Source organism: Cocleimonas sp. KMM 6892 (assembly GCF_035798195.1).
GTDB classification, from domain to species: Bacteria; Pseudomonadota; Gammaproteobacteria; order Thiotrichales; family Thiotrichaceae; genus Cocleimonas; species Cocleimonas flava.
Window position 1 is genome coordinate 167,067 of sequence record NZ_JAPFBV010000004.1, and the last position, 17,733, is coordinate 184,799.

The 17,733-nt window shown below is 39.6% G+C and carries 17 protein-coding genes; 6 read left to right on the plus strand and 11 right to left on the minus strand.

What is annotated here, in order from left to right; translation table 11 throughout:
* Window positions 1-100 precede the first annotated feature (100 nt).
* The 5 genes from OO007_RS12400 to OO007_RS12420 form a co-directional block, all read right to left on the minus strand.
* The gene (locus OO007_RS12400) at window positions 101-1,849 is read right to left on the minus strand and encodes a cobaltochelatase CobT-related protein (protein WP_325809043.1); all 1,749 of its coding nucleotides are present in this window, start codon (window positions 1,847-1,849) and stop codon (window positions 101-103) included.
* A gap of 49 nt (window positions 1,850-1,898) precedes the next feature.
* Window positions 1,899-2,873 carry an AAA family ATPase gene (locus OO007_RS12405; RefSeq protein WP_299871376.1) on the minus strand — a complete coding sequence of 325 codons (975 nt, stop codon included), beginning with the start codon at window positions 2,871-2,873 and terminating at the stop codon, window positions 1,899-1,901.
* A gap of 293 nt (window positions 2,874-3,166) precedes the next feature.
* Complete coding sequence (locus OO007_RS12410) at window positions 3,167-4,528, minus strand: YHYH protein (protein ID WP_325809044.1); 1,362 nt, start codon at window positions 4,526-4,528, stop codon at window positions 3,167-3,169.
* A 10-nt stretch (window positions 4,529-4,538) separates the two neighbouring features.
* Window positions 4,539-5,672, minus strand: a complete 1,134-nt coding sequence (locus tag OO007_RS12415; RefSeq protein WP_325809045.1) for a YHYH protein — start codon at window positions 5,670-5,672, stop codon at window positions 4,539-4,541.
* Window positions 5,673-5,858: 186 nt separating this feature from the next.
* Window positions 5,859-6,515, minus strand: coding sequence for a TIGR04219 family outer membrane beta-barrel protein (locus OO007_RS12420; RefSeq protein ID WP_165874692.1), 657 nt, complete (start codon window positions 6,513-6,515; stop codon window positions 5,859-5,861).
* 266 nt (window positions 6,516-6,781) lie between these two features.
* On the opposite strand from OO007_RS12420, the gene OO007_RS12425 reads away from it, so the two are divergent.
* From OO007_RS12425 to OO007_RS12435, 3 genes are all read left to right on the plus strand, one after another.
* The gene (locus tag OO007_RS12425) at window positions 6,782-7,468 is read left to right on the plus strand and encodes a YceH family protein (RefSeq protein ID WP_131906033.1); all 687 of its coding nucleotides are present in this window, start codon (window positions 6,782-6,784) and stop codon (window positions 7,466-7,468) included.
* Window positions 7,469-7,886: 418 nt separating this feature from the next.
* Window positions 7,887-8,474 (plus strand): hypothetical protein, encoded by a 588-nt coding sequence (locus OO007_RS12430; protein WP_131906034.1) that lies wholly within the window; start codon window positions 7,887-7,889, stop codon window positions 8,472-8,474.
* Window positions 8,475-8,691: 217 nt separating this feature from the next.
* Window positions 8,692-9,207: a YHS domain-containing (seleno)protein gene (locus OO007_RS12435; protein ID WP_325809046.1), complete on the plus strand. Its 516-nt coding sequence runs from the start codon at window positions 8,692-8,694 to the stop codon at window positions 9,205-9,207.
* 102 nt (window positions 9,208-9,309) lie between these two features.
* On the opposite strand, the gene OO007_RS12440 is transcribed toward OO007_RS12435, so the two are convergent.
* Window positions 9,310-9,849 carry a hypothetical protein gene (locus OO007_RS12440; protein ID WP_325809047.1) on the minus strand — a complete coding sequence of 180 codons (540 nt, stop codon included), beginning with the start codon at window positions 9,847-9,849 and terminating at the stop codon, window positions 9,310-9,312.
* Between the two features lie 367 nt (window positions 9,850-10,216).
* Here OO007_RS12440 and OO007_RS12445 point away from each other — a divergent pair, with 367 nt between their 5' ends.
* The gene (locus tag OO007_RS12445) at window positions 10,217-10,816 is read left to right on the plus strand and encodes a hypothetical protein (RefSeq protein WP_131906037.1); all 600 of its coding nucleotides are present in this window, start codon (window positions 10,217-10,219) and stop codon (window positions 10,814-10,816) included.
* Window positions 10,817-10,899: 83 nt separating this feature from the next.
* Here the strand turns inward: OO007_RS12445 and OO007_RS12450 are convergent, their stop codons facing one another.
* Together OO007_RS12450 and OO007_RS12455 are read right to left on the minus strand one after the other, a co-directional pair.
* Window positions 10,900-11,640, minus strand: coding sequence for a DUF4124 domain-containing protein (locus OO007_RS12450; protein WP_325809048.1), 741 nt, complete (start codon window positions 11,638-11,640; stop codon window positions 10,900-10,902).
* Window positions 11,641-11,761: 121 nt separating this feature from the next.
* Window positions 11,762-12,205 (minus strand): hypothetical protein, encoded by a 444-nt coding sequence (locus OO007_RS12455; RefSeq protein WP_325809049.1) that lies wholly within the window; start codon window positions 12,203-12,205, stop codon window positions 11,762-11,764.
* Between the two features lie 326 nt (window positions 12,206-12,531).
* Between OO007_RS12455 and OO007_RS12460 the strand changes: the two genes are divergently transcribed.
* A complete protein-coding gene (locus OO007_RS12460; protein WP_325809050.1) occupies window positions 12,532-12,927 on the plus strand; it encodes a hypothetical protein in 396 nt (131 codons plus the stop codon).
* A gap of 78 nt (window positions 12,928-13,005) precedes the next feature.
* Here OO007_RS12460 and OO007_RS12465 read toward each other — a convergent pair whose 3' ends face one another.
* Complete coding sequence (locus tag OO007_RS12465; protein ID WP_325809051.1) at window positions 13,006-13,755, minus strand: hypothetical protein; 750 nt, start codon at window positions 13,753-13,755, stop codon at window positions 13,006-13,008.
* Window positions 13,756-13,905: 150 nt separating this feature from the next.
* Window positions 13,906-14,502: a DJ-1/PfpI family protein gene (locus OO007_RS12470; RefSeq protein WP_325809052.1), complete on the minus strand. Its 597-nt coding sequence runs from the start codon at window positions 14,500-14,502 to the stop codon at window positions 13,906-13,908.
* A 413-nt stretch (window positions 14,503-14,915) separates the two neighbouring features.
* On the opposite strand from OO007_RS12470, the gene OO007_RS12475 reads away from it, so the two are divergent.
* On the plus strand, window positions 14,916-15,626 hold the full coding sequence (locus OO007_RS12475; protein WP_325809053.1) for a cyclic nucleotide-binding domain-containing protein: 711 nt from the start codon (window positions 14,916-14,918) through the stop codon (window positions 15,624-15,626).
* Window positions 15,627-16,695: 1,069 nt separating this feature from the next.
* Here the strand turns inward: OO007_RS12475 and OO007_RS12480 are convergent.
* Complete coding sequence (locus OO007_RS12480) at window positions 16,696-17,691, minus strand: GlxA family transcriptional regulator (protein WP_131906044.1); 996 nt, start codon at window positions 17,689-17,691, stop codon at window positions 16,696-16,698.
* Window positions 17,692-17,733 lie beyond the last annotated feature (42 nt).

Genomic DNA, 17,733 nt, shown 5'->3' on the forward strand with positions numbered 1-17,733 from the left:
AGGCATATAAACATTTCACTGAGATGTTTAGGATGCAATGTTAATAAAATATTTTTTAGTAGGTCCCCCCCCTACTTAGGGGCACTTTTTTTGGAGACTATCACTTCATTCGTGATTGCCACATTTTCAAAATATCATTGAAGGTGGCGTTATTCAGGTTATCGTCCAAGTGTAAAATGGTGTAGTTACGATAGTAAACACTCAGGTCTAATTCAACACCTAATCCAAAAATTTCCAGATCAGGCTGTTGTTCATAATTACTGATAACATCTTTTAAATGATTATCCAGATAGTAAGGATCATTGGCGATATTGGTGGCAGAATCCATCGGGCTACCATCTGAAATCACGGTTAGTATTTTCTTTTGTTCGGGACGTTTCAATAGTCTTTGTGCCGCCCATGTGATCGCTTCGCCATCCACTCCTTCGCGGAATAAGTCTACTTTCATCAGCCCTGATATAGAATTACGCGCCTGTTTCCAGGTTTGTTCTGAGTCTTTGTAGATGATGTGATTGGTTTCATTGAGGCGACCAGGATTTTTTGGTCGGCCTTGTTTGATCCATTCCTTCATCGGTTTACCACCACTCCAGTTGCCCGTGGTGAAACCGAGTATTTCGGTTTTAATACCAGAGAGATCAGCGGCGCGCGCAAACACATCCAGCATAATCGCGACATTTGCTGCGTGCTGTTTCATCGAGCCTGAACAATCAACCAGAAAACTCAACACACAATCGGATTGTGGACGTTCACGTCGATCTTTGAAGATGCGTTTCTCCGTAGGTGACGCTATTAACTGCGACAAGCGACGACCATCGATATAGCCTTGTTCTTGCGCATAATTCCAGTCATCGTATTCAGGCGTAGCAAACAGAAATTTAAGCTGACGCGCCAGCCGTGGCATATTGATGCCTTGTTTGCTAATACTGTCATCCAGATGACTGCGCAAGGCTTTTAACTGCATCGGTCTAACCAGTTTATCTGCCTGTGAAATCTTGTCGTATTCGGTAGTGAATATTGAGTAAACCGCATCATTTTCCAGCCACGATTTACTCTCACCACTGCTGATCATGAATACATGTTCATCGTTTTCGTCATAGTTAATCAGTAGCTTGAATTCTGGTGCTTCGATTTCTTCCAGAATCGTATCGACGTCTTTTTCTTCTTCGTCCTCGTCCTGATTCTCATCACGCACCATGCTGTTAAATTGCTTCGCTAGTTGCAAGGCGTATTCGGCAAATTTCTCCTGATCGGTGAGGTTTTGCTTCATGCCGTAGAGCTGCTTACCAATCATGGGCGAGATGCCTGCGCGCGTCGCTTCCAATAGATCTTCGGTTTCTTCGGTGACCGACACATTATTAAAGCGCGACCAGCAGACCTGAGCCAGTACGTAGATAAGCAATCCGATACTGCTCTCGGTTAAACCAGAATGATGATAGCGCAGTGACCATTCTTCGAAACGATGCAGCATATTGCTGCGCATGCCTTTATAGGTTTCTGGCACTAAGGATTCGACGCGTAGCTGTTCGAGTAATTCGAACATAAAACGCTCGAGTCTTTCATCCGGTAACAGCGAATGATGCAGTGCTTCGTCAGTGAATTGATAGCGTAAATTAATACTATCGGCTACACCTCGCAAAGCGACAAAACTGTCTTGCACAAGATCAGACTGAATATGACATGCATACAAAGGCACACGCTGTTGATTGTGGTAGAGAAATGGACCACGGAAATACAAGCTTGCATCTTTGGTATAACCACGCACCACGCCACCGCAAAGTTCTATGGCTTTTTGCTGTTGCTGGCTCTTGGTTTGAGCAGTTGCTTCATCATGATCTGAAAGGTATTTCATCTGGTTGTTTTCTGATTGTTTCTGATTTATGTCCGATTTAATCTACTTGTTATTTGCTGGTAGGCGAAAGATGCACATACGATTCTTCCAGCTCTTCATCGAAACAACGTTGGAAATATTCAGCCACTAATGGCTTTTCATCGTCACTGCATTTATTCAAGAATGCGAAACGGAAAGCCGTTTGAATGTCTTTGAATATCTGGAAGTTTTCAGCCCAGGAGATTACCGTTCTTGGTGACATCAATGTTGATAGGTCACCCACTGCAAAACCATTACGCGTGAGTTGCGCCATGCTAACCATTGCATTCAATAATTTCTCATCAGTAAATTCAGGCACACGCGCTTTGATGATATTCACTTCATCATCATGCGGTAAATAGTTTAACGAGGTAACAATATCCCAACGGTCAAGCTGCGCATGATTGAGCATTTGCGCGCCGTGATAAAGACCGTTTAAGTTGCCTTGTCCTATGGTGTTGGATGTCGCAAACATGCGGAAGTTTGGATTAGGACTAATGACCTGATTCTGGTCGAGTAAAGTGAATTTGCCATCACGTTCAAGAATACGCTGGATAACAAACATTATGTCTGGTCGACCCGCATCGTATTCATCAAAAATCAATGCAACCGGACGACGTAATGACCAGGGAATAATCCCTTCCTGAAATTCGGTAACCTGCTGGTTATCGCGAATCACGATGGCGTCTTTACCCACTAAATCCAGACGACTGATTTGCCCATCCAGATTTAAGCGCACGCAAGGCCAGTTTAGGCGTGCTGCGACTTGTTCGATATGCGTCGATTTACCCGTGCCGTGCAAACCCTGAATCATCACGCGACGATTAAAAGCAAAACCCGCGATAATTGCCAAAGTTACATCAGCATTGAACTGATAAGCTTCGTCAACAGCAGGAACGAACTCACAAGGTTCGCTAAACGCAGGGACTTTCAAATGGCTATCGATATTGAAAGTGTCACGAACCGATACAGAAAGACTCGGTTCTAAATCTAGAATATCACTCATAAAACTAACTCAAAAAAATAAATTGAAGCACTACTATAGCTCATTTTTGCGTATTGTCAGTTTAAAAAACAGAGTTAAAGTCACCCCCCCACTTTAGGGCTATTTTTCCTATCTTTTTCTCTTTACTCCGATAACTTTGTATCGTCAGGCATTCTGATTGTCTTTTCTCAAGCACATGATTTATTTTGATATTTTGAAAAAATGACTCTCTAGATTATTAGGCATTATCTAGAGAGTCATCGTTTGATGATATGTTTTAAGAGAAGATTGGGAAATTATTGAAGCTTATTTACTCAATCATTTTCAGGTGCTTTGTCTGGTGTATTGTCTGGCCCATGTTCAGGTCTTGGACCTCCTGGTCTCCCATGGTTTAGCCCTCCTTGATCTGATCCTCCTTCAAAAGAACCTTTTTCACCCATAAAACAACCAAAGATTTCGTTCTTACCGGGAGCAGATGCGTGATAATGATAGCCACGGGTGTCATCGGTTTCTCCACCACACTCATCAAGCCCTTTTGCTTCTAAGCTACTTTTATCTGTCTTTGCAAAAATGGCATAACCATCTAAGGCATAGCCAATCATTGGTGAATGCCCATCTTTTTGGATACCAATCTCAGAGCAACCATTAGCTGCGTGGTAATGATAACCTTCATGTGGATTAGCATGCGCACCACAATCATCAAGAACACCAAGAGAATAACTACTGAGGATCATTGCTAACGGAGCAGGAGGACCGAGTAGAACGCCATTTAATGCAACCCCGGTATTGTCACGCCCTCGAACGTCAGTGGGGTTTTCAACAGGTACAGGTGTTGTTGGAATCAAGACGGTTTTCTTGATGCCACCATCAAGTTCTTTAAGTCGGCACTCTAGGCAAAAATTGTTAAATCCTGGAATTGGACGGGGATCGCCTGCAACTTCACAACCTCTTTCTCCAGTAATAACGGTGACTTTACCTGTCTTTATATCGTACATCTGCCATTTTTTATCTTTGTAGAGAGTCGATAGGTTTTCAATAAACTTACCATCCACATCGTAGACTGTACCTTCCCCATCAATCCATGTTCCGCCCTCATCCGCGCTCGATGTAATCGATTGCGGACAGTAAGGTCCTTCTGGCGAGGTATCGGGATCAGCAGGTGCTCCGGCAATAGTTAGCTTATAGCAAGTAGTCTTGGTGCCACCGCTCAATGTGCAATCGACAGTTTCCACATCTCCTACAATTGCGCCTTCAGCGAATAAAGATGTATCTACTGCATGACTGTTAACTACAACCTTATTTTTTACCAAGTTACCCTTTATTAAGTTATCTATCGCAACTGTACCATCTAACTTTGTAGCTGCTGTCACTGTAGATGAAGATTTAGTTGTAATTGCCTCCGTTGAATGTGATTCGTTGCCATCAACTGTCTTCGGAATGATTGGCTTATTTCTTACGCACATCATACTTGATGAAATTGATTGGCAAGTACCTCTATAAAGCCCCTTATGAACGCCTTTAAACTCACAAGATTGTGACTTCGATTTGTTATCACAAGCATCCCATGCGGCTTTGGTTGTAGAACCAGAATGCGCATAGGAGTAACTTGTGGATAGCAATAATACGAGGGACAAAAGCCACCAGGCTTTTATCCCTAATACTTTTTTAGTTGTCATTGTTTAAACCCTATTCAGGAGCTGTTCCAGTGGGTGGTCCACCTGCTGGTGGCTCTCCATCTGCAGGACCAGCCGCATCTGTAGATGCAACAGTCTTACCATGAAAACAACCAACGAACATATTTTCACCCGGACTTGCTGCGTGATAGTGATAACCGCGTACATCGTCCGTAATGCCACGACATTCATCAAGTCCTTCAGCTTCATTTCCATCTGAATCTTTCATTGCATAAATACCATAACCATCTAGTGCGTAACCTAGTAATGCAGAGTGCCCATCATCTTGAGTACCCACTGCAGCACAGTCGGTTGCAGCATGGTAATGATATCCTTGGTGCGTATTAATGTGTCCGCCACAGTCATCAAATGCGGCAATCGTGTAGTTTGATAGAATGTCATCAACAGGGGCTGGTGCAGATAATTCAGTACCATTAAGTGCGATACCCACTTGCGAAACCAAACCTGTTACATCGGCAGGAATTGGAGTTACAGGTATGAGGTAAGTTGCGGATAAAACACCATCTTCAAGGTACTCCATTTCGCACTGAACACAGTAATTATTATATTCATCGGCAACATTCGGTTGCGCCGCAGCTTCGCAGGCAACCTGAGTATCTGTGATCCTTACATTTCCCGTTGTTGGATCGTAAACCTGCCAATTAGTATCATTGTAAGTAACAGCTAAGTCCTGAATGAAACTTCCCGTTAGCTCTACGATGCCGTCTACACCATTTTCATAAAACCACATTCCGCTGCTATCAGCACCATTGTCATAAATGGTTTCCGGGCAAAACGGACCGGGCGTTTGTCCTGCTGGTGCGCCAGTCGTAGTAATTTGGTAACAACTGGTTTCTGTGCCATCGCTTAAAGTACAGTCAACAATTACAGGATCTGACTTAAGCGCGCCTGTGACAAAGTTATTCAGATCTATCGCTTCTGTGGCACTAGCCGTTTCTGTTGAATCTGCTGATGAATCCGATGTTTCTGTGGAAGTATCAGCTGTTGTATCTAATGCGTCTTCTGAACTAGTGCTAGACTCAGATGAGGAAGAAGTAGATGAGGAGGATGAAGAATTACACCCCCCCAGTACTAATAAACTAATGGCTATAGCACCGGCTAAAAGCCGATAGTATTGAGTTTGCATAAAAATTCCCTTACTGCTTTATTATAATGATTCTAAGTTCGAATTTTATAATGTATTGGAAATGTGCAAAAAATATGAAAGCTAAACGTTAGGATTAATTTAATGTGATTAATCAGAGCGTGATAGGTAGTTGATTAGCTAAGAAGTTAATTGGTTAGCGGTAAAAATTGAGTATTTTGTTTTGGATTAGAAGTCTGCGTGCAAACCAACAAAGTAACCATCTGTTTTTAAATCAAAAGAGAGATCATCGAAATCTTTCGCATCAAAGCTTTGCACTCGATAACCCGCTTTCAAACCAAGATCTACCGCGACTAAATTGAAGTCATAGCGTAAACCTGCAATCGCGTCAGTGATCTGGTTTCCATCATAATTCAAGTAATGAATATCGGTATAAAGCGTGGTATTCAAAAACGGCAAAGCCACTTCTGCATCGAAATAAGCATGCGGTGTTGCGCCAGAAAAAGATTGTGACAGGTATTTTCCGCCTTCAAATTGTGAGATACCCAAACCGACGTCAATTGAAATCGCGTCATTGTCTAAAATTTCGTAGTAAGCGGTGTAATCAATTTTAGTGTATTCATAAGCGTCACTATTCACTTCAGACAGTGATAATTTGAAATTTGGAATCAATGGCACCGGATGTTCAATGGTTGCGCTGGCAAACACCGATTGATCGTCACCAGACACACTGCCGACGAAGCTACCAGCATCATAACTGGGTGACCAGACTCCTACTTCTAAATCTGCCCCCAATAAGGTATCGGCATTTAACCCACCGTTGATTAAAAATGCACTGATCACAGTGCCTGAGAGTAATACCTTATTGATGTGTGTTGACTTCATGTTGCCCTTGCCCAAAATTATTATAATATTCATTCGTTTTCATGCAGTTATCGGCTATTTATTTATTGCAGATAAGCGCTAAACTTTCGCGGCATAGAATATCAGCTTTGCTCAATAAATAGCACCTCTAAAACCAAACTCACATTCAGTGTGGATAAAGGCGTTTCATACTAGAATTGCTATAACGTGCTTAGAAATAATTACTAATAACAATACAGAACGATACATAACAATACATAACAACAGATCAAAAAGGAGATATTTTCATGGATGAGACTCTCGAAAACACGGATAGTAATAGCGACGACCTTCTAGACGAAACACAAGATGAGGTTTCACAAGAACCTGCTTATTTCACAGCTTTAGAAGCCCGCGTAATTGGCTCGTTGATGGAAAAACATCTAACCACGCCAAATAACTATCCGCTCACAATTAACTCACTGAGCAACGCCTGCAACCAGAAAAGCAATCGCGAACCTGTGATGAATTTGACCGAGGGTCAGGTAGGTCACACAGTAAATGCACTAGTGGAACGCAAACTGGCAGGTATTGATTACGGTGAACGTTCGAATAAAATCTCGCATCGTGTTTGCACAGAGTTGGATATTGATCGCAAACAACAGGCGATTCTCACAGTATTACTGTTACGCAAACCGCAAACACTGAATGACCTAAAAACTCGCACTGCGCGTATGGTTGATTTCGAATCTAACGATGAAATCCACGATAATCTTATCGCGATGATCGAACGTGAGATGCCATTGGTAACCCTGATTCCCAAAGGTGCTGGACGTCGTGAAGATCGTTTTGCACATACACTCTGCGGGGAAGTATCAGTAGAAGACATCGAGAAAGACGCTGTATCAATCAGCAGCATTCCTCTCGACAATGACCGCCTTGATGCGATTGAAGCCCGATTGGCAGCGATAGAAGCTAAACTCGGCATTAACTAGAAGAACAATTATCCAATTATGCTTTTCTGGTTCTTATGTTCTGGAAAAGCCACCTCCCCACTTTGAGGCGTTTTTTTCGTTAACGACATACTTACTGCTGTATAGCCAGATAATACGCTTAGCTGGCTAGACAACACACTTCTAATCGATTGATTTACTTCATTTTATTTTTGTAAATATTAAAAAAGCGGCAGACTATTTGATTTAAACATTTAAAAAAAACTAATAGCCTCATAAATACAACTTTATACTTATATTTCAATAACTTAAATAGTATATATTAATTTACCTTCTATCCTCATAAATTAAATTTCGGTACAGGATAAAAAAAGAGGAGTACATTAAAGGAATATATACTGATTATTAACATTCAATTTTACACACATTATTAAGTACCACTCAAAGAGAGGAAGCAATAATGACACAAGCAGAAAAAGGGATTCACCCGAAGCAGCTACCCAATGTAGTGAGCTTAACCACGCCAGATTCTGATGGCAAAAAATTAGTTTCTGAGGATGATCCTGCGATTAAAGTGATGACCGATTTAAAAGTCGTCAAACCTTATTCCATAAGATCCAATGCCTGCATTGAGTCGATCAATAACAAGATGATTGCCTGTGGCGTTCGCATGCTATTTGTTAATGATCCCATGGGAGACCTGGCTGGCCTGGTAACCACTTCCGATATAAACGGTAAAAAGCCGTTACAGTTCGCTAATCAAAATGGTTGCAGCAGGGATGACATTAAAGCGTCTGATCTAATGACTCCTATTAGTCGCCTTGAAGCCATTCCAATTAAAGAAGTGTTGAGTTCACATGTGTCAGATATTGTGAGTGCATTTGAACAATGCCGAAGAAATCACATGCTGGTTATGGAAAGTAATAAAGAAGGTAAAGTTATTCGGGGGATTTTCTCAATTACGCAAGTGAGTAAACAACTCGATACCTATATCCCTTCAAGTATTGAAGACACTAACTTCGAAGAGTTAAACGAAGCTTTAGCCTGATTACTTTGCATCCATAGCCTATTATTCATCCATGCTTAATTGGGTGGATAATTGGAAAGTCTGAAATGATCATTTGCCAATCAACGTAGAATTATTTTTATGTTGTCTAACGGCTTTTTTCTACGACTAATCCAGACAAAATTAACAATTCACAAGCTCTCTATAATTATACCAACATACAATCAGAGCTTTTATAACTCGTTATAGGAGTATCTATATGGCCAAACCGCTAGCCGTATCAAATATCTTATCTCAGCCTGGCTTTACTCTAAGCCTTACCTCGTTGCGAAACAGCCTTATCTTTTTAATAATTATGTGGATCGGGAGTTCTGTTGCGTACGCCGCCAATGGAATGAATATCGATTCAAGCAACGGACTTGCAATTCATGGATATGATCCTGTAGCCTACTTTAGTGATAGCAAACCTGTAGAGGGTAAACAGGAATATACGCTCGATTACAAAGGTAATAAATGGGCATTCGCCAGTGAAAAAAACAAACAGGCTTTTGTTGAAAACCCTGAGGCCTTTATCCCTCAGTATGGAGGCCATTGTGCTTATGCCGCCGGGAAAAATGCAATTGCGAATACCGATCCGTTTGCATGGACCATTCACAATAAAAAACTGTTTTTAAATTACAGTATTGGTACACGGGAATTATGGTTGAAAGATAAAGAAGCCCATATTGCCTCAGCGGATGGGTATTGGCCTTCGTTGATGAAACAGGTTCCTTAAATACATATTTAGATATAAAAAAGCACAAATAAAAAAAGGGCGATCTAAGTCGCCCTTTCTTTGTTTAGTGGTTATCCTTTTTTGTTTAGTGATCACCACTTATTACTTTTTAAATGTTTCAAACTTAGCGTATTGCTCAGCGGTAAGAATTGACTTCATTTTTGCAGTCATTGCTTCTTTACGCTGCGAACGCATCTCTTCTTTAAGTGCTTTACGTGCATCTCTCAATTGAGTCTTTTGCTCTGCAGTAAGATTCAAGCTCTTCATCTGCTCACGCTTCATTTTACGCCCTTGCTTATGCTCGCCACGTTGTGCTTTGATTTGCTCAAGTTTCGCATTTTGCTCAGCCGTTAAAATTCCTGCCATTTCGCTTTTAAAACTTTCACGAGTCAGACTTCCATCACGCTTTTGCTTACGTAAGTCTTTGAGCTGTGTTTTCTGAGCATCTGTTAAATCTAGCTGTGCAAACACTTTCTTAAAACCTCTGTGATGTTTATGATGACCACCTTTTTTGTGAGACTCACTTTTATTGTCTCCATAATTAGTGTTAATTTCTTTGTCACCGTCTGCAAATGCAGATAGAGAAGCTAAACTTACCGCAGTAGCGATTGTTGAAGCGATGATTGCTGATTTGATTTTCATAATATTTTTCCTGTAATTTCAATTAAGTTTTTAAGTTCACAGCCGTTGTGTGACTGATGGAGAAATTGTGCAGGTATCTTGTGTAAATGTGGGTGTTAGGTGAGTAAGAAAGTGTAAAGAATCGTTATTATTTCTTTACAAAAAATGTGGGTAAACTTGGCACTTTTTCTTTTATTAGAGAAATAGCCGATTAACAACTTGCTTACAAGCGAATAGCATTAAGCAATTGTTTTAAAAGAATATTTTTGCATAAAATACTAACACACAACGCTACTAACTGAGTTTATAAAGTGCATCGAATTTACTGTATTACATAACAATTAATAAGCGATAGACTAGGCGCACCTAAAAATAAGAGACAACTACATTGACGATTAGAGAATATAAACCTGGTGAACATAAAGCAGGTTTTAAAGGGCTTCGTGTCGTAGTGAAAGTAGGCGATGATTATCGCCAAAAATATTTTGCATTCCGCGGCATCACGAACAAAAAAGAATTAAACAAAATTAAAAAAGAAGCGGAAGCGCTTAATGCCGAATGGAATATGGAACGGCAACTTATCCAGTCAAAGAAAGACCTTGAGTGTAAAGAGCATCGACGGATCTCGTCTGCTTATACAACGGGAGTTTCTGGGATTAAAATGAAATTTGCTCGTGGCAAAAAAGTACGCGCAGGTGTCACTAAATATTACTATTCACCGTTATTTATTATTTCAGGCTCAACCGACGGTGTGCGTTTTGATAAAAATATTAATATCAGTAAACATGGTTTTGACATGGCGTGGCTAAAGTCAGTAATGTTCTATGCAGAGAAAAAAGGCATTGCCAATTACACTCACCTGCTTGAGCGTAAACCTCCTGTTGAGCAATTTATTGTTATTTATAAACATCAAAAATCGTTGGGGCATGATATTCCACCGCATCGTATCCCAAAAGAAATTGATGAAAAACTGTTAGAAAAAATATAAATCAATGATCAATACATCTATATCTGGTTACATTCTTTAGTAATAAAAATGTAATCGTTTATGTATCGATTTATTTGTGGAGGTTATTCTTCTGAATAACCTCTCATTTTTTTGCTTCTCCTGTCCCATGCGTCATACGCATCCTGACATTCTGAAATATTGTGGAACATGCGCTGAATATAATAACCGCGCGAGTTCATTCCACCATCACCAAAATTCTCATTAATTTCTTCACAAGAATCGCGAGTTCTCGAACTCATGCTGTGTTTCATTTTCATGCATGAAGCTACTGCCTCCTGTCTTAGAGGCGCAATCAGCTCTTCTCTTGCATCCTCACAGCGCTGATTATATTCCGCTATGGTGTATTCGGGTTTGGCTTTCGTATTGCGACGGGTGTTTCTGGATTTTCGTTGTATATAGGACTTAGATTTATTTATTTGATCCAACATGATGCGATGCACATCTGAATCTTCATTGGATAAAGAATCAATCGACTCCGTATTCTTATAAGAAGCAACGTCGCTGGATAATTTACTATTTGAATGACTCGAGCCTGCAGCATTTGACACTTCATTAAACGGGTTATCGTCTAATCCTGATTCTGTTTTAGCGTTTGTCTGGTCTGGTTCCACATCATCTGAGGTTTCGTATTCAACAAATTTGATAACTTTAGCTTTGTTTCTCGATGACTTTTTTTCTTTATTGGAATAGTGCGTCTTGCCGTTTTCATCTACCCACTTTAAAACATCTGCATGGGCATTGATGCTCAATACTGTGACACAGACACTAATAAATGCCGTAACTAAGCTCGTCGAAAAACGCATTGGGGACTCTTGTCTATAAAAAAATCTATTATGCTTATTATGTCATTAGAATAAACTATTCAAACTCAATATGAAACTAATGCGTAAATAGATTCAAAATCAGCTGTCCCTTAAGCAGGTTTTAATCGAATCGATATTGCATAAGAACCAAAGCAAGAATAAATAACAGCATGGCAGGAAATGCCGCACTAATCCCTAAAGGTATCAGTGCAATGAAGAACACTATGCCACCCACTACTCCGAGATACACAAAGCGACCACCGGCACTGAGCAAGATAGCAACGATTATTTGGCCTAAGCTAATCAAACCTACAACCAACTGAATATGATGACTAAAGTAGCCACTGATGAAGGTTCTATAAATATTCAAAAATGCCTTATCGGCATAATAATTAAAAAATTCAGGATTCACTAAAATGGTATAGAGGTTGAATAAGCCTGCTAATAAAAAAATAAGAATGAAAATTAATCGAGTCATTCGGTGTTTTTTAAACGCTAAAAAAACTAGAACTAATGCCAGAGCGTTGGTTAATAGATAAGGAATGTGTGAACCATATTCGATCATAAATAACTCGTACTTTTCTAAGGTCAGGATATTATTCTATGCTATTCCCTACCTATAATGCTTAACTATCGTTCTGATATCGTTGATATATGTCTCGTCTGGTTGAATAAATGACAAATAGATTTACTGTTTCATCATTAAAGAAAGCTAAAGACATTCTTAACAATTATTTTTGATCAAGTTGATCATAAAATATCATTAACTTTTCTCATTTTTCATTCCTCGTACATTCTTTAACTTTATATACTTTACTGATATGGGTTATCCAAAGTCTAGAGACAGTTAGTCTTTAATGAAGATTACCCAATTTTCTCAGGATTAAAAAAATGATCAAAAAATCAGTTATCACACAATCGTTGGTATTTTTTCTTAGTGCATCATTATCGGTGGTCGCGTTAGCGCAAAATAATGAAGACACTGTTTCACTATCTGCTGCGACAGAGGCAGAAACACAGCCGATGAGTGATGAGGATTTGTCTGAGGCTGAGTGTGTACCACAAGCTCAAATAGATGCTATGTCAGATGATAATGTAGAAAAACTGGAGTTACCGGTGTGCGATGAGGGTGAATCTGCGATTGAAAATGATGATTCAACACCTCAGACTGAAACTAATGAAAGCCAAACGATGACCACTGAAAATGAAGAATTAACGGCAGTCAATGACGTTGCCGTAGAAGAAACCACCTTCCCCAGTCCAGATGAAAAGCTTTATGGCGATTAATACGCCATAAAGCGAGATGTTTCCCATCAAATAAAGTCACCCCCCTACTTTAGAGGGGTTTTTGGATTTTTTTCTGTATTAGTTCCCAGTCAGGATTGTGTAGTTAGGTATATCAAACTCAGAATCATCGACGAATACATCAAAATGTACGCTTGTTGCTGTTTCTGTTGTAAAAGCTGTATCTGTGGAAAAAATTGATTCTAATTCTATGCCACTCCTATCAATAGCGCCTTCATTTATACATTGTGTGAAAAACTCATTAATCACATAATTCGTACAAGATGTTAATGCGATGATTTTTACGCCATCAGCAGTTAAAGGTTCTACTTCATCAGGGGCAATTGCATCAACCAATTCATCATTTGTTAATCCTGTTAAAACTGGACTAAAATCCAACATAGTAATGGTTTCATGGTCAAAATTTACATCATAACTTTTTGGTGTATCCCATTTTCTTAAATCGTGAATAGTTTCTACTTCGGTTGTTACCGCACCTGTCACCAAGTCAGTGATAACTGAAGTTCTTTCTCCTTCATACTCTTCAATTCTGAGATTTCCCCAATCCTTAAACACAAAGCGCTTAGTCCCTTCTTCGGTTACCGTGATAAAATCACCAAGCGTAGATTCTTTTTGTACATCATAAATAATTTTACCCGTCTCATACGTGTAAATCTTAGGCCTTAATTCGCCTGTTTCAGGATCTGTAGGTATATCGATATTAATATCACCAACATCGACTGAATCACCTGAACTACTTGAGCCCCCACCGCATGCCGCTAAAAAGAAAGTCGAGAATAAAACCAAAGAAAAATGCTTAATTTCAATCATAAGTTATATACCAAAGTGATGTTATTAATTAGATAAGGTGATAATAACATCAGACACTTACGTAAATATAGAATGATTTGCAAACAAATCTATTGAATACTTAAATACACCTAAACGTATGCTAGTTTGATGTAGATATAGCTTTGTTTATTACAAATAAGGTTGAATAACCGAGAGACTCTTTTCGACAAACTGTTGTTGTTCACCAACGGGAGATACATAGGATAATGCGTTTTCTGCTGCATCTATCCCTGCTAGTTTAGCGATAACCCAGGTCGCTAAATATTGGGAAGACATACACCCACCTGCTGTAGCAATATTATTTTTAGCAACGAATGATTGGTTTAATACCTCAACGCCCGCTTCGATTACCCAGGGTTTTGTGGTTAGATCAGTACAGGCTGGCAAATTGTTCAGTAGTTTCAGTTTTGCCATAAGTAAGGCACCTGAACATTGCGATCCTACTAATTGTTTCTCGGTATTAAGATTGATGCGCTCTAAGATTGCCTTATCTTTCGCTACTTCGCGCGTATAGATACCGCTGCCAAAAAGTACCACATCAGAATCATCACAATATTCTAGCGGTTGTTGTGCCTGAATAGTCACACCATTCATTGAAGTAACAGAGTCTGTAGGGCTAGTAATTTGTACTTCCCAACCTTCTCCCTTCATACGATTTAAAATCCCCAAAGCAATAAAAGAATCAAGTTCATTGAAACCTTCGAAGGTGAGAATGGCTATTTTCATGGCTGCTATACCTGCTGTTTCATTGATGAGTGTGTTGACTGATTAATAGCATACAGTAAATACAACTAAGGCTTTAGAACCAGTCTCTGATTATTCATTGACCGAGTATTCTTTGACCTTATTTCTGAATATCCGACTGATTGTGTCTGGTTTGAGTCTGCAGGCTGGGTAATGATAATAGCTAAGAACCGATGACAACCGTCTGTAAACGATAAATACACCCCCCTACTTTCAGCCTGTTTTTCGTGTAAATATTGATAGACGCATTCTAAGATAAAAAGACATGCACAAAAAATATCAATATAGAATTTATAAAATCCACTACAATCTTCTAAACTGATGATTAATTTAGCTTTTATTGAATAAATCTCAGAGAAAAAATAAAGACCTAATTAACGACAAATGGAGGCACAATGGAAGGTGCGATAGAAGCAATAAAGGCAAGTTTCTCGCTTGATGCCGGATTGCTGGTTCATATTGCAACCTTAGGTTATGTGCTAGGTTTTCTTCTTAAAAATCAACTGCTTTTGCGCTTTCTGGTTTTAGGATCGACGGTTCTGTATATCGTTTATTACTACATCTACCCTGCTCAACCCTTATGGGCAGCTATTATGGGGAGTGTGCTACTAATCATCGCCAATATCATCGGCACCCTTTCCATCATCTATGATCGGCTACCGATTAAAATTGATCCTAAGCATTTACCCATTTACCATAGTCTTCAAGGAATACGACCCGGTGAATTTAGACGATTAATCAAAGTAGCAGAGTATCAAACCACCGAAGGGAAGTTTACCTTAACCCACGAAAACGAAGCGCCAAGCCATTTATATTATTTAGAAAAAGGCACGGGAGAAGCGGAAAAGAAAGGAAGCACCTTTACCATTCCAGAGGGACGTTTTGTCGGAGAAATTAGTTTTATTCTAGGAGGAAATGCGACAGCCACAGTGAACCTTGCAAAAGGCAGTACCTTTTTGTCGTGGGAGAAAACAGTACTCAATAAACTTCTGGAGAAACATCCCAACTTACAACGCGCATTCGAAGCAAGAATCGCTCGTGATATGGCCAGCAAACTCGCCTCGGCAAATTCCATCAAAATTGATAATAGTGTAGGACTCAACTAGCTGAAGGTTACGATAATTTGGGTTGAAAGTTTTCAATTGAGTCAGAAATTGAATTAAAAATTCGATGCTTATTTCTGCCATCTAAAGGCTATCTGAAAAACACTTTTCCCAAAAATAATGTGCCCCTTCACCGGGGTAAGTGAAAGGGCACTTGGGAGACTGGTAGTTATTTTATTTTTATATTTACTAAACTACTCTTCGCCTCAGGGGCTTGCTAAAAATTCATTGTTTTTATACTTAACTATAATGCAATGACGATGCCAACTTTTCCTTAATAACGCTATCTTATTGTTTTAAATGAGTTTATTTGTTTTGTTGGTTTTTTTACATCATTATCTTTATCGTCACTAGCTGACAATTTCTCTATGTTTGTGTCACACATCCACATTTTGTCAGTCTTGTGTCATTGATTTGGTCATTGATTTGGTTATTTATTCGATCATCATTGACTCATTAATAGTGGTAGAGCAAATTCAGCGTATTCGGAATGATCAGCTAGTGAGAAAAACTGAGTAACAATTCCATGCAATAAGAAGCATCAGAAGGTATTGCGAAAGATAAACGATAAGTCACCCCCTACTTTGAGGCGTATTTTTTAAATATGCTGTTACTTAATCATTTATCCGTCATGTGGTTTACGAATTAACAATATATTGCGAAATATAGCGAAGAAAACGCGTAAGGTAGAAATAAGTGCGCCCCGACGTTGGGCAACGACAGGGCACTGGTGAAACTAAGTTAATCTATCCTTGATGTATTAACTCGTTAACGTCTCTAGGTTTGGGTTTGTTTCAGAATTTTATAAATTCTTTGTTTTTATAGTCGTTGCTAATGCAATGACAATGCCATCTCTACCTAAAACACGTTAACTACATGATAAATATAAACAATAAAATAAAAAAGGGGTTAATATCATGGCTGTATTAGCAGTCACTTATTGACACTTTTGTAAGGTATGTGACACATACCCAGGAATTGTCAGGCGTTTGTTAATGTCATAACAGTTAAACGCATGGTAGTAATCGACATAATAGTTAACAGCATGGTAGCTGTAGAACTCGATTAAAAATCAAAGACTATTCTTAAGAATCATGCGGCGCTCATCTCGCGGAGACATATTAAACATATCCTTGTAAGACTTACTAAAATGCGGTGAAGATTTAAACCCACAAGAAATGGCAATATCAGTCACTGGCTTATCTGTTTGCAGCAATAAGCGTCTCGCATTACGCAGACGTAATCTCAGGTAATACTGCATCGGTGTGCAATCTAAATAGACACGAAAAGAACGCTCTAATTGACGTCTAGACAGCTCAACATAGTCCGCTAACTCTTTTGACGACAAACACTCTTCTAGGTTGGATTCCATTAAACGCACGGCTTCTGTGAGTTTCGGCTGACCCGTTCCAATCTGTTGACGTAATGGAATCCGTTGCGGATCGCCCATGCCTCGTACATGATCAACCAATAACTTTTCACTCACTGCAGATGCCAAACGACGTCCGTGTTGTAAAGATACCAGATGATGCATCATATCAATCGAAGCGGTACCACCTGCACAGGTAAAACGGTTACGATCGATTTCGTATATATCATCAGTTAAATTCAGGTGCGGATATTTTTCACGCATCGCGGCAATATGATCCCAATGCATGGTACAACGGTAATCATTCAGTAAACCAGCCCTGCCCAACACATAAGCGCCAGTACACAAAGAACCGAGCATCACACCTTTCGCATCCTGCTGGCGTAACCACTTGCCGATAGAATCAGTCCAGTACAGTTGAATATTGTGCCCACCACAAACAAACAATGTCTCATAGGTATCGACATCTTGCAGGCTTTTATCCGGTTTAAATTCCAGGCCATTACTCGCCTTCACAACATCATCGTTTGGGGTGATTGTCTCCCAGCTGTAGATTTCACTTCCCTTGATATTGTTCGCTAAACGCAACGTTTCTATCGCTGAGGCAAATGCAATCAAGGAAAAATTAGGCATCATCAAGAAGCCAAAATGTCTGGGGCTGTTGCTTTCTTGAGCTTGATGTGTCGGTTGATTATTCAATAGTTTCCCACGATAAAAACGAAAAAACAGTTAGCTTAGTGC